We start from the raw sequence: 21,208 nt of genomic DNA on the forward strand, positions 1-21,208 counted from the left end.
GGTTCAGGCGCAGGTGGACAGGAAGAAGACGGCGCCGAAGGAAAAGACGCTGGCACTGAGCGCCGCGATCGCCGCGACATAGGCGAGCGGGTAGAGGAAGCCCCGGTCCTTCCACCGCCGCAGCAGCGCGACCAGCGCAACGCCCGCCGCCAGATGCACCAGGAAGATCGCGACGAGCTGCAAGCGTTGCAGCGACAGGCCGCCGGCCCCTTCGAGCGCCACCTCGTGCCAGCCGAAGCGGCAGCCGACCGACAGCATGGCGTAGAGCGCGACGAAGGCCGAGGCCCAGATGGTGAAGCCGGCGCCGAGAAGGAGGATACTGCGCGGTCTCATGGCGCCGCCCCCGCAGATGAGGCCAGCCAGGCGAAGACGAAGGCGGCACCGATCCCGACGATGCCGGTGGCGGCGGCATAGTCGTGCCAGATCCGGCCGATGCGCAGGTCGAGGCTGCGGACCGGCGACAGGTAGCCGGCCCGCTCCCGCCACAGACCGTAACCGGCGAGCAGCGCACCGAAACCGGCCCGCAGGCCGCACAGGGCAAAGAGCACAAGGGCTGTCGCGTTGTGGGCATGGGTGGTCGGCACCGGCACGCTGGCGGCCATCAGCGCGAAGAGCAGCGCCGCCCCGCCATGGGCACCCGCGCAAAGGGCAAGACGCAGGGCGGGCGGGCCGCCGCGCGTCAGCGCCCGCACCGCATCCCGCCCAAGCAGTGCCGCCAGCAGCATGAGGACAAGACAGGCCGCGGCGAGCAGCGGATCGGGCATCGCCGGCTGCGGCGGCGGCCAGGCCGGCGCCACCAGCCACAGGAACAGCCCGCCGAACAGCAGCGAGGAGAACAGCGTCGCCTCGGCGGCGCAGGCAAGCACCATCGCCCACCACGAGGGCGGGGTGGCGGTCTCCCAATGCGGACGGGCGGAGGCGCCTTTGCCGATGGGAAGCGCGCCCGTGTCCTGCCGCGCGCCGGTGCCGCCGGTCCAGGCCAGCAGCGAGACGACGATGGCGGCGAAGGCGAAAAGCGACAGCCAGTAGAGCTTGGCGAGCAGGCACAGCACGAAGGCGGCGGTGAGGAGCCCGCTCCACAGCGGCAGGAAGGACTGGCGCGGCAGGACGATGAGCTGGTCCGGCCGGCCGCTGGTCATGTCGACGCCGAGCGTCTCCATCCAGCCGTTGCGGGTGAAGCCGAGATAGCCGTGCCCGCCGGCAAGCCGTGCCCCTTCCGCGTCGGGCGCAAGCCGGTCGCCGCGCTCGGTGATATGCGGCAGCGAGGCGAAGGCATAGGAGGTCGGCGGCGTCGGCATCGCCCATTCCAGGGTGCGCGCGGCCCAGGGATTGCGCCGGAACCTTTGGCCGAAGCGCATCTGCACGACGAGGTCGATGACGAACAGCGCAAAGCCGATGATCATCACGAAGGAGCCGACCGAGGACAGGAGATTGAGCCAGTCGAGCCGCGCCTCCACCGGATAGGTGTCGACCCGGCGCGGCATGCCGCGAAGGCCCGTCAGATGCATGTGGAAGAAGGTCAGGTTGAAGCCGAGGAAGATCGCCCAGAAGGCGGGCTTCGACAGCCGGTGCTCGGCACGGCGGCCGGTGAAATGCGGCAGCCAGTAATAGGCCGCCGCCATCATCGGGAAGACGAAGCCGCCGACCAGCACGTAGTGCAGATGCGCGACGACGAAATGCGTGTCATGCGCCTGCCAGTTGAACGGCACCATCGCCAGCATGACGCCGGTCAGCCCGCCGATCACGAAAATGAAGAAGAAGCCGCCGAGATAAAGCATCGGCACGTCGAAGCGCGGCCGCCCGGCCGCAAGCGTCGCGATCCAGGCGAAGATCTGCACCGCCGTGGGGATCGCCACCAGCCCGCTGGCGGCGGAGAAGAACGCCAGCGCCAAGTGCGGGATGCCGACGGTGAACATGTGATGGACCCACAGGCCGAAGGACAGGAAGGCCATGGCGATCAGCGCGACGATGATGGCGCGGTAGCCGATCAGCTCGTGCCGGGCGAAGGTCGGGATCATCATCGAGATCGCCCCGGCCGCCGGCAGGAAGATGATGTAGACCTCCGGATGGCCGAACAGCCAGAAGAGGTGCTGCCACAGCAGCGAGTCGCCGCCGCGCAGCGGATCGAAGAACGGCAGGTCGGCGGCGCGCTCCAGCTCCAGCAGGATCGAACCGAGGATCAGCGGCGGGAAGCCGAACAGCATCATCAGGGCGGTGACGAGCAGGTACCAGGCCATGATCGGCATGCGGGCAAGGCTCATGCCGGGCGCGCGCACCTTCAGCACCGAGACGGTGATCTCGATCGCCGCCGACAGCGCCGAGATTTCCACGAAGGTGATGCCGAGCAGCCAGACATCGGCATTGATGCCGGGCGAATAGGTCGAGGAGGACAGCGGCGTGTACATGAACCAGCCGCTGTCGGGGGCAACGCCGGCGACCATCGCGAGAAGCAGGATCGAGGCGCCGAAGATGTAGCACCAGAAACCATAAGCGGTGAGGCGCGGGAAGGCGAGATCGCGCGCGCCCAGCAGCTTCGGCAGCAGGTAGATCGCAAAGCCCTCGAACATCGGGATCGCGAACAGGAACATCATCACCGTGCCGTGCATGGTGAAGATCTGGCCGTAGGCCTCCGGCCCGACAAAGGCCGTGCTCGAGGTCGCGAGCTGCACGCGGATCAGCATGGCGAGCAGCCCGCCGACGGCGAAGAAGAAGAAGGCGGCGAGAATGAAGCGCTTGCCGAGCACCGTGTGATTGACCGCCGACAGCCGGCGCCAGCCGGCCGGCGTGTCCCACAGCGCCGCTAGCTCCCGGTGCAGGCGGAGCGGGGTCTGCCGAGTGGGGCGCGCGCTCATTCTCCGCCCTCCCCGGCCGTCGCCGCTTCGGAGGCGAGGATCCGGCGGAAGGCCTCCTCCTCGTGCACCTCCACGTCGAAGCGCATCGGCGCGTGGCCGATGCCGCAATACTCAGTGCAGACGCCGCCGTATTTCCCGGCCCTGTCGGCATGCAGCCGCAGGATGTTGGTGTGCCCGGGAATGGCGTCGAGCTTGCCGGCGAGGCGCGGCACCCAGAACGAATGGATGACATCCTCGCTGGTCAGCACGATGTCGACATCGCGCCCGGCGGGCAGATGCAGCAGATTGGTCGTGACATGGCCGCCGGGATAGCGGAACTGCCAGATCCACTGGCGCGCCACCGCCTCAATGCGCAGCGCCGCCGGCTCCCGCGCCGCGGCGATGCCCCGCTCCCCCAGCGCGAAGGCGGCCGCCACCAGACCCGCCAGCAGGACGAGGGGGATGACGAGCCCGCCCCACAGGATCAGCCGCGCCTCGCCGAAGGCGCGCAGCCAGGAGGGGCGGACGACGGCCAGCACCAGCACCGAGGCGGTGGCCATGAAGATCCCCGTGCCGGCATAGGCCATGACCCACCACAGCGTCGTGGCATTGCGCGCCGACGCACTCTCCGGCTCCAGCACCGACAGCGGCCCCGAACAGGCGGACAGGACCAGGCAGCCGGCCAAAACGCCGGCCGGACGGAACCAAACGCCGGGGCCGGGCCTTTCCTGCCAGAAGGGAGCCGCACGATGAACGAAATGAAACCCAGCGACAGTCCAGTCATCGAGAAGGTCGCGGAAGAATCCGTCGCCTCCGCCGTCGCCGTTGCCGGGCACCCGCTGCATGCGATGAGCGTGCATTTTCCGATTGCCCTGGTCGTCGCCACGCTCGGCTGCGACCTGCTGCTGTGGTGGACGGGGGACCCGTTCTGGCTGCGCGCCGGCCTGTGGTCGGCCGGCATCGCCTTTCTGGCCGGCGTCGGCGCGGGACTGGTCGGCACGGCCGAACTCCTCCTGGTCGCCGGCATCCGCATCCGGGTGGCGAGCTGGACCCATGCGGTTGCCGCGATGATGCTGATCGCGATCGCGGGAACCAACTGGGGCCTGCGCCTGACGGATCCGGCTGCCGTGCTGCCCTACGGCCTGATGCTGTCGCTGCTGGCGAGCATCTTCACCGGGCTGGCAGGCTGGCATGGCGGCAAACTGGTGTTCGATCACGGCATCGGCCTCATCATCTCGGAAGAAGATTGAGAGCGCCGGCAAGGCGTCGCAGCCCGCCAGGCTCGTAAAGGATGGCGGGGAGCAGGCCCGCGAGATCGGGCTTGGCCAGCACCAGCAGCAGGATCGCGGCGGACGCCAGCAGGACCGCCGTCACGGCGACTATCCTGCGCCACAGCGGATAGGTGCGCCCCCGTCTGAACAGGCTGACGATGACCGTGCCAGCGAGCACATGCAGCACCACCAGCACGGCGACGAAAGCCAGCTTGAGAAAGAACCAGACGTCGAATGTCTGCCGCAGGAACACCAGCGCCGTACCGCTGGCGACGGCGAGGAAGGCGGCCGGCGAGACGATCCCGACATAGAGAAAGCGCACGAGGGCATGCAGCCGGTGGAAGCTGTCGCGGTCGCGGACCCGCGTGCGGCGGAGATAGAGCCCCGGCAGGCAGACGAGCCCGGCGACCCAGAAGGCAATGGCGGCAAGATGCAGGCCTTTCACCCAGAGCATCAGGGGACCGGCCGCGACGCAGGCGCCCCCCATGCCGCCAGCAGCAGCACCGCCGCGGCGAGATAGGGCAGCGAGGCCGGCACCCACATGATCAGCCCGGCAAGCTGCTGGTCGGCAAGCGGCGACAGCCCGTAAGGCTCGCTCGAGGCGAAGTGCGGCGTGTAGAGCGGCCGGCGGGCAAAGGTCAGCAGCGCCCCGAGCATGCCCATCTGCACCATGGTGGCGAGCAGGGCGAACAGGGCGAGCCCCGGATGCGTTTCGCGCGCCAGGACGCCGCGCCACAGGAAAAAGGCGGCCGCCAGCAGGCTGGCCTGCATCGCCCAGTAAGGCAGCGCCCCGACAATCGCGACCTCATAGACCTGCGGGACATGCCAGAACCACAGGATCGCCGCGTTGACGGCGACAAGGACACTCAGCGGCAGCGCGGGGCCGGGTATCCGCACCTCGCGAAAGGCCAGGGCCAGCAACGGCGCCGCGACGCCGATCAACAGGGTGTGATGGGCAACCCGCGCGGAGAACAGCGCGACCGTCAGCGCGCAGAGCGGCGAGACGAACAGCAGAAGAAGAAGGCCGGTGCCCGCCAGCAGCGCCGGCCGGTCACGCCGGCGGCCGACCCTTGCATGGATGGCGACGAGGGCGACGCACAGGGCGATCGCCACCGGATCGACATTCCAGGCAAGGGCCAAGTTCTGCGGCTCCGGCGCCGCCCCACAGTAGAATTCGGGCATGACGGTTCCCCCTCGCGATCGGGACCGTAACGCCCCGCCCCGGCAAAAGTTCCCCTCCCGCCGCCCTTCGCCGCGCTCGCGCCCCCTGCCCCGGCAGGCGGCGGCAAGGCCCCTACCTGTCGGCCGGACCGCCGTCGCCGTACTGCCGCCGGCGCTGCTCGGCGAGCGCGCTCTCCAGCTTGCGGGCAAGGTCGAGAAGACGCTCCGGCACCGGCTCGCTCTCGACCTGCCGCAGCAGGCTGCGATAGTCGCCCCTGCGAGCGCGCCGGCGCTCCTTGCGGGGATCATCCGTGTCCTGCATTCCTGTCACCGTGGCTTTCTCGTTACGTGTCGCTGTCCGTGCCTCGATCCCGATGCCGGGCCGAGGCGGATCCGCATCGCCGGATCCGACGGTGTCCCACCCGCCCGGACAGAGCGACCAGGGCGAGGCGGGGCGGACCGCCCTCCTCGCCTGCTGCGGCGGGTTGTCCTGCTCGTCCGGGTTGGGCAGCGGCTCCTCGTCGGGGAGCCGTTCGGGATCGGGCTCGCGCACCGGCTGCGGGGGAAACGGCAACGGCAGCGGCGGCGTGCCCGGGTCGGGAAGAGGACGGGGCGTGGTCATGGCAAGGTCTCCTTTTGCCGCAAACCCCGTCCGGTGCCGCCGTGTTCCGCAAGATCGGAGCCGGTCCCCTTTCCCGGCAGCGGAACGGCTTCGCCCAGCGTCCCGCGCAGCCAGACCTGCTTGATCGCAACGAGACAGACGACCGCCAGCGGCGTTGCCAGCAGGATCCCCAGCGGGCCGAAGAGAATGCCGAAAGCCAGCAGCGCGAACAGCGTCACCGCCGGCGGCAGGGCGACGGTCTGCTGCTGGATCAGCGGGTTGAGCAGGTTTCCCTCCATCTGCTGGATCGCCAGATACAGCAGCAGGACCCAGACCGTCGTGGCGGTATCGACGGACAGCGCGATGGCGAGCGCGGGAACGGTTGCCAGCACCGGCCCGACAAAGGGGACGAATTCGAGGATGCCGGCGATGAAGCCGAGCGCCAGCGCCGCCTCGATGCCCAGCGCCCACAGGCCCAGGAAAGTGAGCGTGCCGACCACCAGCATCGAGGCGATCTGGCCCATCAGCCAGCGCTGCAGCGCAGTGCCCAGCGCATCGAGGGTGCTGGCGGCACCGGCCCGCAACCGGCGCGGAAACATGAGCAGAAAGCCATGGAGATAGAGGCCCGGCTGGGAGCCCATATAGAGCCCCGCGACAATGACCAGAACCCCGTTCGCCAGCAGCGTCAGGGCCCATCCCGACAGGCCGGCGATCCGGCTCATCACGTCCACTTCGGACATCATGGCTTCCGCCCGCTCGACCAGCCAGTCGCCGATATTGCCGCCGCCGAGCCAGTGTTCGAGCGGCGCCAGCAGCTCCGGCAGTTGGTCGCGCAACTGCAGGAGCTGTGCCTGAAGCTGGGATCCGAGAATGGCGAAGAACAGGACGATCGCCAGGGCCGCGGCGAGGCTCGCCACCGCGAACGACCAGCCGTTGCCGGTGCCGGTGACCCGGGAGACGAGGGAGGCGAGGCCGCGCAGGGCCACGGCGAGCAGGATCGCCGCGAAGACCAGCAGCAGCAGGTGCCGCAGGTACCACAGCGCCAGCGCCGCAATCACGACGAAGGCAACGGCCAGCAGCCGCTGCGCGAAGGGGCCGAGAGCGGGCGGAGAGATCGAGCCGTTCATCCGCGGCGCCGGATCAGGCGACCGCGCGTCGCGGCGGGATCGCAAAACGGGATGTCGGTGGCGCGCATGCAAGCGTCTCCGGTCTGCTTCTCGTCGCAGCCCAACTGCCGAACGCGCCGTTTGTTCGCCGCCTCTTCCCGAGAACCCCTGCGATCCCGGCAGGGAACATCCGCCCGCGCGCGCAGTTGAACGCGAAGTACCACCAGAATCGGAGACGCGCGATGCCCGCGAAATCCAAGTCCCAGCAGAAGGCCGCCGGCGCGGCCCTGTCGGCGAAACGGGGCGAGACGAAGAAGAGCGATCTGAAAGGCGCATCGAGGCAGATGCTGGACTCGATGAGCGAGGAGCAGCTCGAGGAGATGGCCTCCACCTCCCGCAAGGGCAAACCGGACCACGTTTCCAAGTCGAAATCCTAGGAGGGCATCCCGATGGTTCTGAAAGACCGGCGCTTCTTCGGCGCCCCCGCCGAGCACCGGGCGCCCCGCTCCCCCGCCGCCGAACTCGAGGCACAGGTAGCCTGCGCCCTTGCCGATGACGGCGAGGTCGATGCCTCCGACGTTGCCGTCACCGCCAGCGGGGATGAGATCACCCTGTCCGGCACGGTCACGCGGACCGAGGAAATCGGGCGATGCTCGCGGATCGCGCTGCGGGTGGACGGCGTTGGCAGCGTTCGCAACGTCATCGGCGTCTGGGGCTCGAAGATGTAGCCCCCGCGGAGGACCCGCTGGGGCGTTTCCCTTTTTCGTCAGTCGCGGAAAAGCTTCATCGGTTTTTTTCACGCAATTCCGGGCGGAAAACCGGTGCCCACTTTTCCCGGAATTGCTTAGTCGGGGCTCCTCTGCAAGGACTCGTCCGGCAGGACCGGCGAAGACGGCGGATAGTCCGGCTGCTGGGTCGTGGCGGGTTCCTGCGCCGGTTCGTCCGGCGCCAGCGCGATCTCGCGATAGAGGTCGACGCCCCACCAGTAGACCAGCGCCAGCAGCAGCGAGACCACGAGCAGGATCAGGATGCGGGGCGACCCCGTCCCCTGTCTTGCCTTGCCGGGCGGCAGTTCGACCGGCTCGTCCCTGGTGTCCCGTTTGTCGTTCATCCTGCGTCCTTCCCATGAAAATTGGCGGCAAGATCGTCGCGGCGACCCCTGCGGGCCGCGCGGCCCCAAGGCCAATCCGGATCCCAGCAAGGACAGGATGGCCGGGACGACGACGATCAGCCCGACGAGCGATGCTGGTCGGGCTCCGTCGTGAAAGGGCCGTGCTCCGTCAGGATGTCTCGCCATCCGGGTTTCGCCCTCCACGTCCCTCCAACCCGCACGCGCCGCGATGGTTCCCGGTGCCGGCGATTTTTCCGGACGCCGGTCGGAACCTCGGCGCGCGCCGCGGGTTCGGGGAGAAACGCGAAAGGAGAGACCCATGGGCACGTGCCACCAATGCGGCAACGACTACGACAAGGCCTTCGAGGTGACGATGGCGGGCTCGACCTATGTCTTCGACAGCTTCGAATGCGCCATCCAGGCGCTGGCGCCGTCCTGCCCCCATTGCGGCTGCAGGGTGATCGGCCACGGCGTCGAGGCGGGCGGCACCATCTATTGCTGCGCCCATTGCGCCGCCCGGGAAGGCGCGACGCAGCTCGCCGACCGGGCGCCCTGACATGGCGCCCGGCATGGCGCCCGACATGGCCGACCCACGGGGCCCGCAGCCCATTGCGGCACGGCCTGCTCCGCCGATGACGGGGCCTGCGCCGCCACGATTTGCGAGCGCCCGCGAGGACGAGGCCATGAGCAGACTGGTGGTCGTCTCCAACCGCGTCGCCAACCTGCGCAGCACCAACCAGGCCGGCGGCCTCGCCGTCGGGCTGGCGGACACGCTGAAGCAGCGGGAAGGCATCTGGTTCGGCTGGAACGGCGCCGCCGACGGGGTGACCGGCGGCGAAGCGCAGGTGGAAAGGGTCGGCCGCGCCGAGCAGGTGACGGTCCCCCTGTCGCCCGAGGACATCGCCAACTACTATCTCGGCTATGCCAACAGCGTGCTGTGGCCGCTGTTCCACTACCGGCTCGACCTCGTCGACTACCGGCCGGCGTTTTTCGAGAGCTACCAGCGGGTCAACGAGACCTTCGCGCGGCAGCTCGCGCCGCTGCTCAAGGCCGACGACCTCGTCTGGGTGCACGACTATCACCTGATCCCGCTCGCCCGGTGCCTGCGCAAGCTCGGCTGCCGCCAGCGGATCGGCTTCTTCCTCCACATTCCCTTTCCTCCGCCCGACATTCTCGTCGCCTCGCCCAATCATGCGGAACTGGTCGACGCCTTGCTGGACTATGACGTCATCGGCTTCCAGACCCACACCGACGCGGGCAATCTCAAGGCCTATCTCGGCGAGCGCCTGTCGGCGGTGCAGCTCGGCGACACCCGCTTCCAGGTCGGCGGCCGCAGCGTCACGATCGACCGCTTCCCGATCGGCATCGACGCGCGCGGCTTCGCGGCCATGACCCGGCAGGCCGACGACGAGGTGCAGATCGACCTGATGCGCCGGCGGGTGCTGGGCAGGCGCCAGATCATCGGCGTCGACCGGCTCGACTATTCCAAGGGCCTGCCCGAGCGGCTGAAGGCCTTCGACCGGCTGATGGCGCAGCACCCGGAGCTGGAGAAATCGGTGACCTATCTGCAGGTCGCCCCGCCGACCCGCGAGGAGGTCGGCGCCTATGGCGACATCCGCGCCGAGCTGGAGGCGCTGGTCGGGGCGATCAACGGCCGGCTCGCCGACTTCAACTGGACGCCGATCCGCTACATCCACCGCAGCGTCGACCGGAGCAAGCTGGCACCCCTGATGCGCGGCAGCCAGGTCGGCTTCGTCACCCCCTTGCGCGACGGCATGAACCTCGTCGCCAAGGAATATGTCGCGGCTCAAGATCCGGAAGACCCCGGCGTCCTCGTCCTGTCGCGCTTCGCCGGCGCCGCCGAGGAGATGGACGAGGCGCTGCTGGTCAACCCCTATGACATCGACGAGATGGCCCGAAGTCTCCACCGCGCCCTGACCATGCCGCTGGCCGAACGGCGGCAGCGCCATGCGGCCCTGCTGGAGCAGGTTTTGCGGCACGATTCGAAAGCCTGGCTCGACGCCTTCCTGAGCGCGCTCGCGCACCGGCGCTAAACCGCCGGGCCCCAGGGAACAGACGCACCGCCCGCGTGTTGGGCCTTCAAGGAGGCGACGCGCCATGTGGAACAGGCTTCAGGGTCTCATGAGCGAACTGCTGCCCGGCTGGGCACGGAACCGGGCGCTGCGGCGCCGGCGTGCCTCTCCACGCCCTCCGATAAAGGGCGAGGTCGTTCCGCCTCCGGCCGACCGGCCCCCGGTCGATCGCAACGCCCCACCCACAGGAGGAGGCAATGCCTGACCCGCGAAAACCAGACCGCCGATCTCGCCCTTCGAAAGGGATGAACCGCATCTCGCGCTTTGTTCTCGTCAACCTGGCGACAGGCATGCTGGTCGGGGTGCTGGTCGGCGCCGCGTATCTGCACTGGATCGGCGAGGTCGGCCTGCTGTTTCGCGAGCCGCTCGCGGCGGCGATGCTGCTGTGGAGCTTTGCCGCCAGCACCGGCATGGGAGCGGTGGGAACGGGACTGGCCCTGCTCGGCGACGACTGATCCGGGACCTGTCGCCGGCTCCGTCAGGGGACCAGCCCCGCCTCCTTGCAGTGTTGCAGCGTCAGTTCCGCAAGACGGCCAAGACGTCATGGGGTCCCTCACTTCTCTTCCAGATAGCGGCGCATGTCCTCCACCTGCGAGGCCGAGACCGGCCCCGCCTTCCGCTCGCCGGCATGGCGCAGATAGGTGAGAAGATCGGCGACCTGCCGGTCGCTCAGCTTCCAGGCGAAGGGAGGCATGGCGAGCTGGCTCGGGGCGGCCCTGGTCGCCTCCGCGCGGGCGCCGCCAAGGATGATGCGGATGGCGGTGGAGGGGTCCTCGGCCGCGACCTTGTTGGAGCTGCCGAGCGGCGCAAAGATATAGGGCACCCCCGCCCGATCGGCCGCGTGACAGGCGGCGCAATTGTCGAAATAGATCGCCGCGCCGATCTCCAGCCGCGCCTGGTCCGGTGCCTCCGGCGCCTCTCGCGGCCGGTCGTCGAGGCTCTTCAGATAGACCGCCATCGCCCGCAGGTCCTCCTCCGCCAGGTGCTGGGTGGACAGGCCGACGACCTCGCCCATGCGCTGCATCGGCGCGGTGTGGCGGGCGCGTCCGTCGCGCAGGAAGCGCACGATGTCCTCCACCTCCCAGTCGGCGATGCCGCCGTTGACGCCGCCGCGGATGTTGGGCGCGAACCAGTTCTCCAGCGTGCCGCCCCTCAGATACTCGTCGTCCTTGTCCGCTCCCAGCACGTTCTTGCCGGTGTGGCAGGCGCCGCAATGGGCAAGGGCATCGACGAGATAGCGGCCGCGGTTCCACTCCTGCGGGCGGTCCGGATCGACCGCGAATTCGCGCTGCTCGAAGAACAGCATCTTCCAGCCGGCAAGCGTCTGGCGAAGGGTCAGCGGGAACGGCAACTCATTCTCCGGCCGCTCGTTCCTCACCGGCTCGAGGGTGAAGAGATAATCGTAGATCGCATCGGCATCCGCGCGCGAGATCAAGGTGAAATGGGTATAGGGCATCGCCGGGTAGAGATGCTCGCCGTCGCGGCCGACGCCCTCGTTGAGGGCGCGGTAGAACTCGTCGCGCGACCAGCGGCCGATGCCCGTGGTCTCGTCCGGCGTCAGGTTCGCCGAATAGATGACGCCGAACGGCGTCTCCAGGCCGCGGCCACCGGCATAGGCTTCGCCATCCTCCTCGATATTGGTGTGGCAGGCCATGCAATCGGCGGCGGTCGCCAGATAGCGGCCGCGCTCCACCTGCGAGAAGGCGAGTTCCTGCGCCGGCGCGGACGGGACGGCACCAAGGCCGAGCCCGCCGGCGAGCGTGCTCGCCAGCAGCATGTCGCGCAGCCGTCTCATGTCCGCACCAAGGGTCCCGGATCGGGGAGATAGCGGCTGACGATGGCCTCGGCCGACCAGTAGGCCAGCGCCGCCACGGTTGCGGTCGGGTTGTATCCGGCGTTCTGCGGGAAGAGCCCGGCGCCGCTGACGAACAGGTTCGGCAGGTCCCAGCTCTGGCAATAGCGGTTGACGACGCTCGTCGCCGGATCGGTCCCCATGATGGTGCCTCCCGTGTTATGCGTGGTCTGATAGGGCATCGTGTCGTAGGAGCCGCGGCGGGCGTTGACCTTGATCTCGCGCCCGCCCATGCCGCGGGCGATCTCCTCGGCAACCGGCGTCAGATGCGCGGTCAGCCGCCGGTCGTTGAGCGTGAAATCGTAGGTCATGCGCAGCAGCGGCCGCCCGCGCGCATCCGTATAGGTCGGATCGAGATCGAGATGGTTGCCGCGATGCGCCATGGAAGCGCCATGCACCCCGACATCGGCCGTCTTCAGGAAGTTCTCGCGCACCGCCCGCTTCCAGCGCGAGCCCCAGTTCGGCACGCCCTCGGGCACCGGATGGCTCTCGATCGGGCGGGCATTGGTGGTGTTGCAGGCGATGTAGCCGCCGCCGATGAAGCCGAGGCCGGAATGGTCGAAATTGTCGCCGTTGTAATCGTCGACCGCCATGCCCAGCGCGCCGGCCCCGACGAAGCCGTTGGTATGCTCCTCCTCGAAGAAGACGGTGACCGACGACATCACCTGATAGCAGTAGTTCTTGCCGACGACCCCTTCGCCGCTGCGCGGATCGTACGGCGTGCCGATATTCGACAGCAGCAGCAGCCGCGTGTTCTGCAGGGGATAGGCACACAGGACGACAATCTCGGCCGGCTGGAAGACCACTTCGCCGCTGGTGTCGACATAGGTGACGCCGGAGGCGCGCGAGCCGTCGGCCGTCTTCTCCACCGACAGCACTTCCGAGTTGGTGCGCAGGGAGAAGTTCCTGCGCTGCATCAGGGCGGGAAGGATGGTGGTCTGGGGCGAGGCCTTGGAGTAGTTGCCGCAGCCGTATTTCTCGCAGTAGCCGCAATAGGTGCAAGGGGCGAGCTGCATGCCGAGCGGATTGACATAGGCGCGCGACATGTTCGCCGACGGCACCGGAAACGGGCTCAGGCCGAGCTGCCGCGCCGCCTCGCCGAACCGGTCCTGCGAGAAGGTCATCTGCATCGGCGGGGTCGGATAGTGATCGCTGCGCGGACCCTCGAAGGGATTGCCGCCGGGGAGGATCTCGCCGCGCAGGTTTCCCGCCTGGCCGCCGATGCCGCAGATCTTGTCGAAATGGTCGAAATGCGGCTCGAGCTCGTCATAGGTGACGCCGTAGTCCTGCACCGTCATGTCCGGCGGCAGGGGGCCGTAGCGCTCCTCGTTGTGGCTGCGGGCGACGAAGTCGGACGGCAGGAAGCGGTAGGTCTGGCCGTTCCAGTGGACGCCGGCGCCGCCCACCCCGTTGCCGGGCAGGAACGAGCCCCAGCGCCGCATCGGCAGCGCCGTCTGGGCGCTGTTGTTGCGGAACGTCAGCGTCTCCTGCGAAGCCTCCTGGAACATGGCGTGACGCCAGTAGTAGCGCAGCTCGTCCTGGGCGAAGGTGGTGGCGAAATCGCTGTGGGTGTCGCGCCAGGGTCCGCGTTCGAGCGCCAGCACCTCAAGCCCCGCGGCCGTCAGCTTTTCGGCATACATCGCGCCGGTCCAGCCGAAGCCGATCAGCACCACATCGACGCGTGGACGTTGCTTGGTCATGGGTCTCCCTCTGCCGGGCGCGCATCTACGGACCGGACCAGCCGGGCCGCCCCGAAAGGCCGACCGGTTCCAGCACGATGGCCGCCCCGTTGTGGTTGATGAAATCGCGATAGTCGTAGCGGGTGCCCGGGAAGCCGACATAGCGCCAGCCAACCATGTCGCGGTTGCCGCCATAGATCGGATCGGCAAAGAAGCCCTCGATCGCGTTTTCAAGGACGAGGTCGAAGAACGTCTTCGCCGAGACGCGATCGAACTCGATCTCCTCGCCCTCCAGGCCGGCGAGGATGGCGTCCTGGTCGTCGGCGCCGAGATCCGCGAAGGGCGCGCCATGCTCCGCCCGGCAGTAGGCATCGAGCTCCGCCAGCGCCAGCCGGTAGAGCATCGCCGGCGGATGCTCGCTCTGATAGCCTTGCGTCGAGGTCCCCTCGCCGAAGGGGCCCTTCATGTACCAGTTCTGGCCGCGGCCGTAGAAGCCGGCCAACTGCCGGTCGATGAAGGTGACGACATCGGCTTCCGCCGCCCCGGCCCCGTCCTCGTCGCTGGGAATGAGGCGGGCACAGATGGCCGCCACGGCCGCGTGCTCGGCAGGACCGAGGAAACGCTCCTCGCCGGTGCCGTGATGGGGAACGTCTCCCGACATCGGCGCCCAAGGGGTGCCTTCGCCCTGGCCGTATTCCCGCGCCATAAGGCGCGGCGCGGCAAGGGCGGTGCCGGCCAGCAGCAAAAGCCTCACCGCCTGGCGTCGTGTGAAGGACGTCACGTCTCGTCTCCCGGTTTCCCCCCGCCCAACCCGCGAAAGCGCGGCGTGTTCCATTCCGGCCCGGCTGCGGCCGCGATCCGGAGGCCGCGGCGAACAGGGGGCGCTGTCCGCCGCGGCCCAATATGGCTGCGCGATGATCTGAAGCGCGCTGTCAGCGCCGGCCGACGCCCGACCAGAACTCATCGACCGGCCCGCGATCGGCCTGCATGTTGTCAGGGCTTCGGAACCGGTCCGGATCGATGGTCGGCGCCCGCTCGAGCTCTTCCTGGCTGACATTCAGCACGATGGTCTCCAGGCCCGGCGTCGCGTTCAACTGCTCCCAGGGGACCGCGACATATTCCTCGCCGAGACCGAGGAAGCCGCCGCGCGCCACCAGCACATAGGAGACGGCGCCCGATGCGGGATCGAGGATCACGTCATGCACGCTGCCGAGGTTCTCGTCCTGGATGTTGCGCACGTCGGTGCCGGTGATGTCGTCGATGCGGTAGGACCGCATGCCTTCCGCCTGATCGATCGGCTGCGCCAGAGCCAGTTGCTCCTGGCGCCAGTCGGTGACCTGCGCCGGGTCGACGCCGGCCGAGGTCAACTGCTGCGTATAGTCCTGATAGACGGCATCCAACTGCCCGGCGACATAGTCGCAGCCTTCCTGCTCGCCGCGCTGGGCCAGGATGTGGGCGGCGAAATAGAGCGTGCGGATCTGCTCGCGCGGCGAATAGGCGCCCTCGACCGCCCCGCGCGGATCGCCCGCCAACGGTACGCCCTCGCCGGTCGGGGCGACCGAGGTTTCGGCTCCCGGCCGTGCCGCGCCGTCGGGCGCCGTGGTCGGGGTTCCCATCGGCCGCGTACCGTAGCCGGCGCCCCAGCCGGTCAGCCAGAACTGGTCCTGCCGCATCCGATCGGTCGCCTGTTGCAGACGCGCCTGGCACTGGGCGGAGGCCTGCTGGTTGGTTTGCGGATTGGTCTGCTGATTGGTTTGCTGGGCGGCCGGCTGGCCCGTCTGCTGCGCCGAGACGGCGTGCGGAAGCAGCGAAAGCGCGGTCGCGGTCAACAGCACGCCCGCCATCTTCGTTGCATGTCTGGTCATTGGCTACTCCTCAAGTGGGGACAGGCAGCACCGCCGCCTGTCGTGGGGTCCACCCTGCAAACAGCCGACGCCGCCGCATGTTCCGCCCCTCACCCGGCGTCACCGACACGGCGCAGCATCCCGCCGCCTGGAACAATCCCGGCGGCCCTGCGTTCGAAGGCGGCATCGCCCAGGGCGGCGAGCACCATCAGAAAGGGAAGTGACATGGCCAGGGAAAAGACCCTCGAAGATCTGTTCCACGACACGCTCAAGGACATCTACTATGCCGAGCGCAAGATCCTGAAGGCGCTGCCCAAGATGCAGCGCGCGGCGCAGTCCGAGGAGCTGAAGAAGGCTTTCGAGATGCATCGCGAGGAGACCGAAGGCCACGTCGAGCGCCTGCAGCAGGTGTTCGAGATCATCGGCAAGGCGCCGCGCGGCAAGACCTGCGACGCCATCGAAGGCATCGTCTCCGAAGGCGAGGAGATCATCGACGAGTTCAAGGGCACGCCCGCGCTCGATGCCGGACTGATTTCCGCGGCCCAGGCGGTCGAGCACTACGAGATCACCCGCTACGGCACGCTCAAGCGCTGGGCGAGCGAGCTCGGGCTCCAGGATGCGGCGAAGCTCCTCGACGAGACCTTGAAGGAAGAGGCCAAGACCGACGAGACCCTGACCAAGCTCGCGGACGCTTCGGCAAACGATCGCGCCAAGGCGGCGTGATCACCGGCACGCTCGGCCCCCGCAACGGCCCTGGTCTGCGGAGCAGGGCCGTTGCGGGACAGCGTCCGGGAACATCCCCATGTCGATCTACCGCCTTTTTCTCCGCCTGCTGATCCTGGCGGCCCTCTGCGGCGCGGCGTTCCTTCTGTACCGGACGCTGGGCCGGTACACGCTCGAGGACATCACCGACGCGGTTCGCGCCATTCCGGCCGGGCAGCTCGCCCGCGCCGCCGCCTTTGCCGCCGCCTCCTATCTCTGCCTCACCGGTTTCGACTGGCTGGCCGTGCGCTACGCCGGCAAACCGCTCGCCTGGCGCCGCACCGCGCTGGCCTCCTTCGTCAGCCTCTCCATCGGCCACAATGTCGGCGTCGCCGCCCTGTCCAGCGGCGCGATCCGCTATCGTTTCTATTCGCGCTGGGGATTGCGGGTCGGCGACGTCGCCAAGGTGATCCTGTTCTGCGGCATGACCGTGGGGCTGGGACTGGCGACGCTCGGCGGGATCAGCCTGCTGCTCTATCCGGAGGAGGCGGAGGGGCTGATGGGCATCACCCGGGCCGAACTGCGGGGCATGTCGATCGTCTGCCTGTCGCTGCCGCTTGCCCATGTCGTGCTGTCGGCGACCCTGCGCGGCGACCTGAGGCTCCGTCGCTGGAGCGTGAGGTTCCCGCCGCTGCGGCTGGCCCTGCCGCAGATCGTTGTCGGAACGGCAAACTTCGCCTGCGTGGCGGCCTGTCTTCACCAGTTGCTCGCGGCGATCTCCGAGGCAGCCTATCTGGAAGTCACGGCGATCTACGTCATCGGCAATGTCGCCTCGCTGATCAGCCATGTGCCGGGCGGCCTCGGCGTGCTGGAGGCGACGGTCCTGTATCTTCAGCCGGGAGCGGAGGCGATCGGCGCGCTGATCGTCTTCCGCGTCCTCTATTTTCTCGTGCCGCTGGCTATCGGCCTGCCTGTGCTGCTTGTCAGCGAATATGTTCTGTGCCCCTCGCGGGCGGCCGAGAACTGAAGGTCCGGCGCGGCGGCTCGCCGCTCAGGCGGCCTGCTTCGGCTTGCGGATGGCGGGGGCGGCCTCGACCACCAGCGGGTCGAAGCCGGCGCCGCCCGCCTCCAGCATGGCGAAGAGCTGGGTGCGCATGCGCGGCTCCCAGTACTTGCTGATGTGGTCGGCGATCCCCGCCACCGCCTCGTCATGCGGGCGGGTGCGGAAGAAGCCGGCGATCTGGTTGGCCATGTAGGTCAGTTTGTCAGGCGACATCTTTCAGGCTTCCCCCGATGATCCTGTGCGGATGCGTGAAGAGTTCGAATTCCTCGCCGCGCGCGATCCCCGCGAGCGTGATGCCGGCGGCGGCTGCCTCGTCGACGGCAAGGGCGGTGGGCGCAGACACCGCGACGAGGATGCCGCAGCCGGCGACCGCCGTCTTCTGCACCAGTTCGATGGAGAGCCGGCTGGTGAGGATGACGGCGCCCGTCGCCATGTCGATGCCGGCCCGCGCTGCCGCGCCGATCAGCTTGTCGAGCGCGTTGTGCCGGCCGACATCCTCGCGCACCAGCACCAGCCCGCGCTCGCCCTGCCAGAAGCCGGCCGCGTGGACGGCGCGGGTGCGCAGGTTCAGCGCCTGCGCCTTGGCCATCGCCGCGACAGCGCGCGCGACCTCGGCCGGCGCGAGACGGATATCGGCGGAAACAGGCGCGATCTCGCGCATCGCCGCCGCAAGGCTCTCGATCCCGCACAGCCCGCAGCCGACCGGCCCGGCCATCGACCGGCGCCGCTCGCCGAGACGCTGGCCGGCATCGCCGGCAAGGCGGACCTGCAGGTCGAGGCCGCGGCCGCAATCGACGATCGCGATCTCCTCGACCTCGCTGACCGAGGCGGCGAGCCCTTCCGTGAGCGAGAAGCCGTAGGCGAGATCCTCCAGATCGGCCGGCGTTGCCATCAGCACGGCATGGGACGTGCCGTTATAGCTGATGGCCACCGCCACCTCCTCCGCCAGCTCCCTGGTGGAGGCGGAGAAGCGGCCGTTGCGATAGGCCGTGCCGGAGGCGGGGCGATGGGTGAGCATGGCGCTACTCCGCCGCCTCGATCCGCCGCGACAGGGTCGAGAATTCCTCGTATTTCTCCTGCCAGTCGGTCGGGCCGTTGGACGGCATCACCTGCACCGCCGTCACCTTGTATTCCGGGCAGTTGGTCGCCCAGTCGGAATAGTCGGTGGTGATGACATTGGCCTGCGTCGTCGGGTGGTGGAAGGTGGTGTAGACGACGCCCGGCGACACCCGGTCGGTGATCTGCGCCCGCAAGGCCGTCTCGCCCGAGCGGCTGGCGAGCTTCACCCAGTCGCCGTCCTTGACGCCGCGCGTCTCGGCATCGTGCGGATGGATCTCCAGCACGTCCTCCGCATGCCAGACCACATTGGCGGTGCGCCGGGTCTGCGCGCCGACATTGTACTGCGACAGGATGCGGCCGGTGGTGAGCAGCAGCGGGAAGCGCGGCCCGGTCTTCTCGTCCGTCGCCACGTAGTCGGTGCGGATGAACCGGCCCCTGCCCCGCACGAAACCGTCGACATGCATGATCGGCGAGCCGTCCGGCGTCTTGTCGTTGCACGGCCACTGCACCGAGCCCTTCTTCTCCAGCATCTCGTAGGAGACATTGGCGAAGCTCGGCGTCGTCGCGGCGATCTCGTCCATGATCTGCGAGGGGTGGGTGTAGGACCAGTCGGCGCCCATCGCATTGGCCAGCATCTGGGTCACTTCCCAGTCCGCATAGCCGTTGCGCGGTGCCATCACCTTGCGCACCCGGTTGATCCGGCGCTCCGCGTTGGTGAAGGTGCCGTCCTTCTCCAGGAAGGTCGAGCCCGGCAGGAAGACATGGGCGTAGTTGGCCGTCTCGTTGAGGAAGAGGTCGTGGACGATGACGCAGTCCATCGCCGCAAGGCCGGCCGAGACATGGCGCGTGTCGGGATCCGACTGCAGGATGTCCTCGCCCTGGCAATAGAGCCCCTTGAACGTGCCGTCGACCGCCGCATCCAGCATGTTGGGAATGCGCAGGCCCGGCTCGTCGGAAATCTCGACGCCCCAGAGCTTTTCGAAGATGTCGCGCACCTCCTGCCCGTTGACATGGCGGTAGCCGGGCAGCTCATGCGGGAACGAGCCCATGTCGCAGGAGCCCTGCACGTTGTTCTGGCCGCGCAGCGGGTTCACGCCGACGCCCGGCCGGCCGATATTGCCGGTGAGCATGGCAAGGTTGGCGATGCCGATGACCGTGGTCGAGCCCTGGCTGTGCTCGGTGACGCCGAGGCCGTAATAGATCGCGCCGTTGCCGCCGCGGGCATAGAGCCGGGCCGCAGCGCGCAGCTCCTGCGCCGGGACGCCGGTCAGCGCCTCGACGGCTTCCGGGCTGTGCTTGGCGTCGGAGACGAATTCCGCATAGTCCTGGAACTCGTCCCAGTCGCAGCGCTCGCGGATGAAGCTCTCGTCGAACAGGCCTTCGGTGACGATGACATGGGCGAGCGCCGTCACCACGGCGACATTGGTGCCCGGACGCAGCGCCAGGTGATGGGCGGCCTGCACATGCGGCGTCCTGACCAGGTCGATGCGACGCGGGTCGACGACGATGAGCTTTGCCCCCTGGCGCAGCCGCTTCTTCAGCCGCGAGGCGAAGACCGGATGGCCGTCGGTCGGATTGGCGCCGATCACCATCACCACGTCGGCATGCTGGACGCTGTCGAAGTCCTGGGTGCCGGCGGAGGTGCCGAAGGTCTGGCCGAGGCCGTAGCCGGTCGGCGAATGGCAGACGCGGGCGCAGGTGTCGGTGTTGTTGTTGCCGAACACCGCGCGCGCCAGCTTCTGCACCAGATAGGTCTCCTCATTGGTGCAGCGCGAGGAGGTGATGACGCCGATGGCGTCCTTGCCGAGCTCGTACTGGATGGCGCGCAGCTTCGTCGCAGCAAAGCCCAGCGCCTCCTCCCAGGACACTTCCCGCCAGGGGTCGGTGATCTTGTCGCGGATCATCGGGCTGAGGATGCGGTCCTTGTGCGCGGCATAGCCATAGGCGAAGCGGCCCTTGACGCAGCTATGGCCGCGGTTCGCCTTGCCGTCCTTGTAGGGCACCATGCGCACCAGTTCGTCGCCGCGCATCTCCGCCTTGAACGAGCAGCCGACACCGCAATAGGCGCAGGTCGTGACCACCGAATGCTCCGGCTGGCCGATCTCGATCACCGACTTTTCCTGCAAGGTCGCCGTCGGGCAGGCCTGGACGCAGGCGCCGCAGGAGACGCATTCGGAGGACAGGAAGTCCTCATGCATGCCCGGCGAGACGCGGCTGTCGAAGCCGCGGCCCTCGATGGTCAGCGCGAAAGTGCCCTGCACCTCCTCGCAGGCCCTGACGCAGCGCGAGCAGACGATGCATTTGGACGGGTCGTAGGTGAAATAGGGGTTGCTCTCGTCCTTCGGCATCCAGCGGGCATTGACCTCGCCCAGCCCATCGCGCGCCTTGACGTGGTTGTCGCCGTCATGGCCGTAGCGCACGTCGCGCAGGCCGACGACGCCGGCCATGTCCTGCAGCTCGCAGTCGCCATTGGCGGCGCAGGTCAGGCAGTCGAGCGGATGGTCGGAGATGTAAAGCTCCATCACGCCGCGGCGCAACTGCTTGAGCCGGCCGGTCTGGGTGCGCACCACCATGCCGGGTTCCACCGGCGTGGTGCAGGAGGCCGGCGTGCCGCGCCGCCCCTCGATCTCCACCAGGCACAGCCGGCAGGAGCCGAAGGCGTCGACCATATCGGTGGCGCAGAGCTTGGGGATCTGGATGCCGGTCTCCATCGAGGCCCGCATCACGGACGTGCCTTCCGGCACGGTGACCTCGAAGCCGTCAATGGTCAGCGTGACCGTCTTGTCCGACGTCGAGGCCGGTGTGCCGTAGTCGGTTTCCTTGATCAGGGTCATC

Annotated in this window: 24 protein-coding genes; 9 read left to right on the forward strand and 15 right to left on the reverse strand. The window is 68.5% G+C overall.

The window, feature by feature from the left end; translation table 11 throughout:
- Positions 1-3 precede the first annotated feature (3 nt).
- From TSB10P1A_RS12195 to coxB, 3 genes are read right to left on the reverse strand one after another with little or no spacing between them, the layout of a single operon-like run.
- Positions 4-333, reverse strand: coding sequence for a hypothetical protein (locus tag TSB10P1A_RS12195; protein WP_186388196.1), 330 nt, complete (start codon positions 331-333; stop codon positions 4-6).
- Positions 330-2,852 carry a cytochrome c oxidase subunit I gene (ctaD, locus tag TSB10P1A_RS12200; RefSeq protein ID WP_186388197.1) on the reverse strand — a complete coding sequence of 841 codons (2,523 nt, stop codon included), beginning with the start codon at positions 2,850-2,852 and terminating at the stop codon, positions 330-332. Before ctaD ends, TSB10P1A_RS12195 begins: the two co-directional genes overlap by 4 nt.
- Entirely contained in the window at positions 2,849-3,517 is a 669-nt protein-coding gene (gene coxB, locus TSB10P1A_RS12205) for a cytochrome c oxidase subunit II (RefSeq protein ID WP_244293092.1), read from the reverse strand. Before coxB ends, ctaD begins: the two co-directional genes overlap by 4 nt.
- Before the next feature lie 72 nt (positions 3,518-3,589).
- Between coxB and TSB10P1A_RS12210 the strand changes: the two genes are divergently transcribed.
- Positions 3,590-4,081: a DUF2231 domain-containing protein gene (locus tag TSB10P1A_RS12210; RefSeq protein ID WP_244293109.1), complete on the forward strand. Its 492-nt coding sequence runs from the start codon at positions 3,590-3,592 to the stop codon at positions 4,079-4,081.
- On the opposite strand, the gene TSB10P1A_RS12215 is transcribed toward TSB10P1A_RS12210, so the two are convergent.
- From TSB10P1A_RS12215 to TSB10P1A_RS12230, 4 genes are all read right to left on the reverse strand, one after another.
- Positions 4,062-4,556, reverse strand: a complete 495-nt coding sequence (locus tag TSB10P1A_RS12215; RefSeq protein WP_244293093.1) for a CopD family protein — start codon at positions 4,554-4,556, stop codon at positions 4,062-4,064. The genes TSB10P1A_RS12210 and TSB10P1A_RS12215 overlap by 20 nt on opposite strands.
- The gene (locus TSB10P1A_RS12220; protein ID WP_186388200.1) at positions 4,556-5,284 is read right to left on the reverse strand and encodes a cytochrome c oxidase assembly protein; all 729 of its coding nucleotides are present in this window, start codon (positions 5,282-5,284) and stop codon (positions 4,556-4,558) included. The genes TSB10P1A_RS12215 and TSB10P1A_RS12220 overlap by 1 nt, the downstream gene beginning before the upstream one ends.
- 112 nt (positions 5,285-5,396) lie before the next feature.
- Complete coding sequence (locus TSB10P1A_RS12225; protein ID WP_186388505.1) at positions 5,397-5,885, reverse strand: hypothetical protein; 489 nt, start codon at positions 5,883-5,885, stop codon at positions 5,397-5,399.
- Positions 5,882-6,991: an AI-2E family transporter gene (locus tag TSB10P1A_RS12230; protein WP_244293094.1), complete on the reverse strand. Its 1,110-nt coding sequence runs from the start codon at positions 6,989-6,991 to the stop codon at positions 5,882-5,884. The genes TSB10P1A_RS12225 and TSB10P1A_RS12230 overlap by 4 nt, the downstream gene beginning before the upstream one ends.
- 221 nt (positions 6,992-7,212) lie before the next feature.
- Between TSB10P1A_RS12230 and TSB10P1A_RS12235 the strand changes: the two genes are divergently transcribed.
- Complete coding sequence (locus TSB10P1A_RS12235; RefSeq protein ID WP_186388201.1) at positions 7,213-7,407, forward strand: DUF3008 family protein; 195 nt, start codon at positions 7,213-7,215, stop codon at positions 7,405-7,407.
- A gap of 12 nt (positions 7,408-7,419) precedes the next feature.
- Positions 7,420-7,698, forward strand: a complete 279-nt coding sequence (locus TSB10P1A_RS12240; protein WP_186388202.1) for a BON domain-containing protein — start codon at positions 7,420-7,422, stop codon at positions 7,696-7,698.
- Positions 7,699-7,814: 116 nt separating this feature from the next.
- On the opposite strand, the gene TSB10P1A_RS12245 is transcribed toward TSB10P1A_RS12240, so the two are convergent.
- A complete protein-coding gene (locus TSB10P1A_RS12245) occupies positions 7,815-8,081 on the reverse strand; it encodes a hypothetical protein (RefSeq protein WP_186388203.1) in 267 nt (88 codons plus the stop codon).
- Between the two features lie 319 nt (positions 8,082-8,400).
- Between TSB10P1A_RS12245 and TSB10P1A_RS12250 the strand changes: the two genes are divergently transcribed.
- The 3 genes from TSB10P1A_RS12250 to TSB10P1A_RS12260 all read left to right on the forward strand — a co-directional run bounded on the left by TSB10P1A_RS12250 (position 8,401) and on the right by TSB10P1A_RS12260 (position 10,629).
- A complete protein-coding gene (locus TSB10P1A_RS12250) occupies positions 8,401-8,637 on the forward strand; it encodes a hypothetical protein (RefSeq protein ID WP_186388204.1) in 237 nt (78 codons plus the stop codon).
- 127 nt (positions 8,638-8,764) lie between these two features.
- A complete protein-coding gene (locus tag TSB10P1A_RS12255; protein WP_186388205.1) occupies positions 8,765-10,135 on the forward strand; it encodes a trehalose-6-phosphate synthase in 1,371 nt (456 codons plus the stop codon).
- 284 nt (positions 10,136-10,419) lie between these two features.
- A complete protein-coding gene (locus tag TSB10P1A_RS12260) occupies positions 10,420-10,629 on the forward strand; it encodes a hypothetical protein (RefSeq protein ID WP_186388206.1) in 210 nt (69 codons plus the stop codon).
- Between the two features lie 98 nt (positions 10,630-10,727).
- Here the strand turns inward: TSB10P1A_RS12260 and TSB10P1A_RS12265 are convergent, their stop codons facing one another.
- The 4 genes from TSB10P1A_RS12265 to TSB10P1A_RS12280 form a co-directional block, all read right to left on the reverse strand.
- Entirely contained in the window at positions 10,728-11,969 is a 1,242-nt protein-coding gene (locus TSB10P1A_RS12265) for a cytochrome c (RefSeq protein ID WP_186388207.1), read from the reverse strand.
- Positions 11,966-13,726, reverse strand: a complete 1,761-nt coding sequence (locus tag TSB10P1A_RS12270; RefSeq protein ID WP_186388208.1) for a GMC family oxidoreductase — start codon at positions 13,724-13,726, stop codon at positions 11,966-11,968. Before TSB10P1A_RS12270 ends, TSB10P1A_RS12265 begins: the two co-directional genes overlap by 4 nt.
- A gap of 25 nt (positions 13,727-13,751) precedes the next feature.
- Positions 13,752-14,486 carry a gluconate 2-dehydrogenase subunit 3 family protein gene (locus tag TSB10P1A_RS12275; RefSeq protein WP_186388209.1) on the reverse strand — a complete coding sequence of 245 codons (735 nt, stop codon included), beginning with the start codon at positions 14,484-14,486 and terminating at the stop codon, positions 13,752-13,754.
- A 151-nt stretch (positions 14,487-14,637) separates the two neighbouring features.
- Positions 14,638-15,570, reverse strand: coding sequence for a PRC-barrel domain-containing protein (locus TSB10P1A_RS12280; RefSeq protein ID WP_186388210.1), 933 nt, complete (start codon positions 15,568-15,570; stop codon positions 14,638-14,640).
- 77 nt (positions 15,571-15,647) lie between these two features.
- On the opposite strand from TSB10P1A_RS12280, the gene TSB10P1A_RS23890 reads away from it, so the two are divergent.
- The 3 genes from TSB10P1A_RS23890 (at position 15,648) to TSB10P1A_RS12290 (ending at position 17,278) form a co-directional block, all read left to right on the forward strand.
- Positions 15,648-15,773 carry a hypothetical protein gene (locus TSB10P1A_RS23890; RefSeq protein ID WP_256376674.1) on the forward strand — a complete coding sequence of 42 codons (126 nt, stop codon included), beginning with the start codon at positions 15,648-15,650 and terminating at the stop codon, positions 15,771-15,773.
- A 1-nt stretch (position 15,774) separates the two neighbouring features.
- Positions 15,775-16,272, forward strand: coding sequence for a ferritin-like domain-containing protein (locus TSB10P1A_RS12285; RefSeq protein ID WP_186388211.1), 498 nt, complete (start codon positions 15,775-15,777; stop codon positions 16,270-16,272).
- 79 nt (positions 16,273-16,351) lie between these two features.
- Positions 16,352-17,278, forward strand: a complete 927-nt coding sequence (locus TSB10P1A_RS12290) for a lysylphosphatidylglycerol synthase domain-containing protein (RefSeq protein ID WP_186388212.1) — start codon at positions 16,352-16,354, stop codon at positions 17,276-17,278.
- A gap of 24 nt (positions 17,279-17,302) precedes the next feature.
- On the opposite strand, the gene TSB10P1A_RS12295 is transcribed toward TSB10P1A_RS12290, so the two are convergent.
- Genes TSB10P1A_RS12295 through fdhF form a run of 3 tightly spaced genes read right to left on the reverse strand, consistent with a single transcriptional unit; the run spans position 17,303 to position 21,207 of the window.
- Positions 17,303-17,527 (reverse strand): formate dehydrogenase subunit delta, encoded by a 225-nt coding sequence (locus TSB10P1A_RS12295; RefSeq protein WP_186388213.1) that lies wholly within the window; start codon positions 17,525-17,527, stop codon positions 17,303-17,305.
- The gene (gene fdhD, locus TSB10P1A_RS12300; RefSeq protein ID WP_186388214.1) at positions 17,517-18,332 is read right to left on the reverse strand and encodes a formate dehydrogenase accessory sulfurtransferase FdhD; all 816 of its coding nucleotides are present in this window, start codon (positions 18,330-18,332) and stop codon (positions 17,517-17,519) included. Before fdhD ends, TSB10P1A_RS12295 begins: the two co-directional genes overlap by 11 nt.
- 4 nt (positions 18,333-18,336) lie before the next feature.
- Positions 18,337-21,207: a formate dehydrogenase subunit alpha gene (fdhF, locus tag TSB10P1A_RS12305; RefSeq protein WP_186388215.1), complete on the reverse strand. Its 2,871-nt coding sequence runs from the start codon at positions 21,205-21,207 to the stop codon at positions 18,337-18,339.
- Between the last annotated feature and the right edge of the window lies 1 nt (position 21,208).

Origin of the sequence: Stappia sp. TSB10P1A (assembly GCF_900185725.1) — a bacterium.
Classification (GTDB): domain Bacteria; phylum Pseudomonadota; class Alphaproteobacteria; order Rhizobiales; family Stappiaceae; genus Stappia.

What these genes read in the sequence shown, in the direction of transcription:
- TSB10P1A_RS12195 (WP_186388196.1), bottom strand. Translation starts at nt 333, where the DNA reads ATGAGACCGCGCAGTATCCTCCTTCTCGGCGCCGGCTTCACCATCTGG.
- TSB10P1A_RS12290 (WP_186388212.1), top strand. Translation starts at nt 16,352, where the DNA reads ATGTCGATCTACCGCCTTTTTCTCCGCCTGCTGATCCTGGCGGCCCTC.
- TSB10P1A_RS12215 (WP_244293093.1), bottom strand. Translation starts at nt 4,556, where the DNA reads ATGCTCTGGGTGAAAGGCCTGCATCTTGCCGCCATTGCCTTCTGGGTC.
- TSB10P1A_RS12245 (WP_186388203.1), bottom strand. Translation starts at nt 8,081, where the DNA reads ATGAACGACAAACGGGACACCAGGGACGAGCCGGTCGAACTGCCGCCC.
- TSB10P1A_RS12295 (WP_186388213.1), bottom strand. Translation starts at nt 17,527, where the DNA reads ATGTCGCCTGACAAACTGACCTACATGGCCAACCAGATCGCCGGCTTC.
- TSB10P1A_RS12240 (WP_186388202.1), top strand. Translation starts at nt 7,420, where the DNA reads ATGGTTCTGAAAGACCGGCGCTTCTTCGGCGCCCCCGCCGAGCACCGG.
- TSB10P1A_RS23890 (WP_256376674.1), top strand. Translation starts at nt 15,648, where the DNA reads ATGTTCCGCCCCTCACCCGGCGTCACCGACACGGCGCAGCATCCCGCC.
- TSB10P1A_RS12225 (WP_186388505.1), bottom strand. Translation starts at nt 5,885, where the DNA reads ATGACCACGCCCCGTCCTCTTCCCGACCCGGGCACGCCGCCGCTGCCG.
- ctaD (WP_186388197.1), bottom strand. Translation starts at nt 2,852, where the DNA reads ATGAGCGCGCGCCCCACTCGGCAGACCCCGCTCCGCCTGCACCGGGAG.
- TSB10P1A_RS12235 (WP_186388201.1), top strand. Translation starts at nt 7,213, where the DNA reads ATGCCCGCGAAATCCAAGTCCCAGCAGAAGGCCGCCGGCGCGGCCCTG.
- TSB10P1A_RS12270 (WP_186388208.1), bottom strand. Translation starts at nt 13,726, where the DNA reads ATGACCAAGCAACGTCCACGCGTCGATGTGGTGCTGATCGGCTTCGGC.
- TSB10P1A_RS12210 (WP_244293109.1), top strand. Translation starts at nt 3,590, where the DNA reads ATGAAACCCAGCGACAGTCCAGTCATCGAGAAGGTCGCGGAAGAATCC.
- TSB10P1A_RS12250 (WP_186388204.1), top strand. Translation starts at nt 8,401, where the DNA reads ATGGGCACGTGCCACCAATGCGGCAACGACTACGACAAGGCCTTCGAG.
- TSB10P1A_RS12265 (WP_186388207.1), bottom strand. Translation starts at nt 11,969, where the DNA reads ATGAGACGGCTGCGCGACATGCTGCTGGCGAGCACGCTCGCCGGCGGG.
- TSB10P1A_RS12280 (WP_186388210.1), bottom strand. Translation starts at nt 15,570, where the DNA reads ATGACCAGACATGCAACGAAGATGGCGGGCGTGCTGTTGACCGCGACC.
- TSB10P1A_RS12230 (WP_244293094.1), bottom strand. Translation starts at nt 6,991, where the DNA reads ATGAACGGCTCGATCTCTCCGCCCGCTCTCGGCCCCTTCGCGCAGCGG.
- TSB10P1A_RS12255 (WP_186388205.1), top strand. Translation starts at nt 8,765, where the DNA reads ATGAGCAGACTGGTGGTCGTCTCCAACCGCGTCGCCAACCTGCGCAGC.
- fdhF (WP_186388215.1), bottom strand. Translation starts at nt 21,207, where the DNA reads ATGACCCTGATCAAGGAAACCGACTACGGCACACCGGCCTCGACGTCG.
- TSB10P1A_RS12260 (WP_186388206.1), top strand. Translation starts at nt 10,420, where the DNA reads ATGAACCGCATCTCGCGCTTTGTTCTCGTCAACCTGGCGACAGGCATG.
- fdhD (WP_186388214.1), bottom strand. Translation starts at nt 18,332, where the DNA reads ATGCTCACCCATCGCCCCGCCTCCGGCACGGCCTATCGCAACGGCCGC.
- TSB10P1A_RS12220 (WP_186388200.1), bottom strand. Translation starts at nt 5,284, where the DNA reads ATGCCCGAATTCTACTGTGGGGCGGCGCCGGAGCCGCAGAACTTGGCC.
- TSB10P1A_RS12285 (WP_186388211.1), top strand. Translation starts at nt 15,775, where the DNA reads ATGGCCAGGGAAAAGACCCTCGAAGATCTGTTCCACGACACGCTCAAG.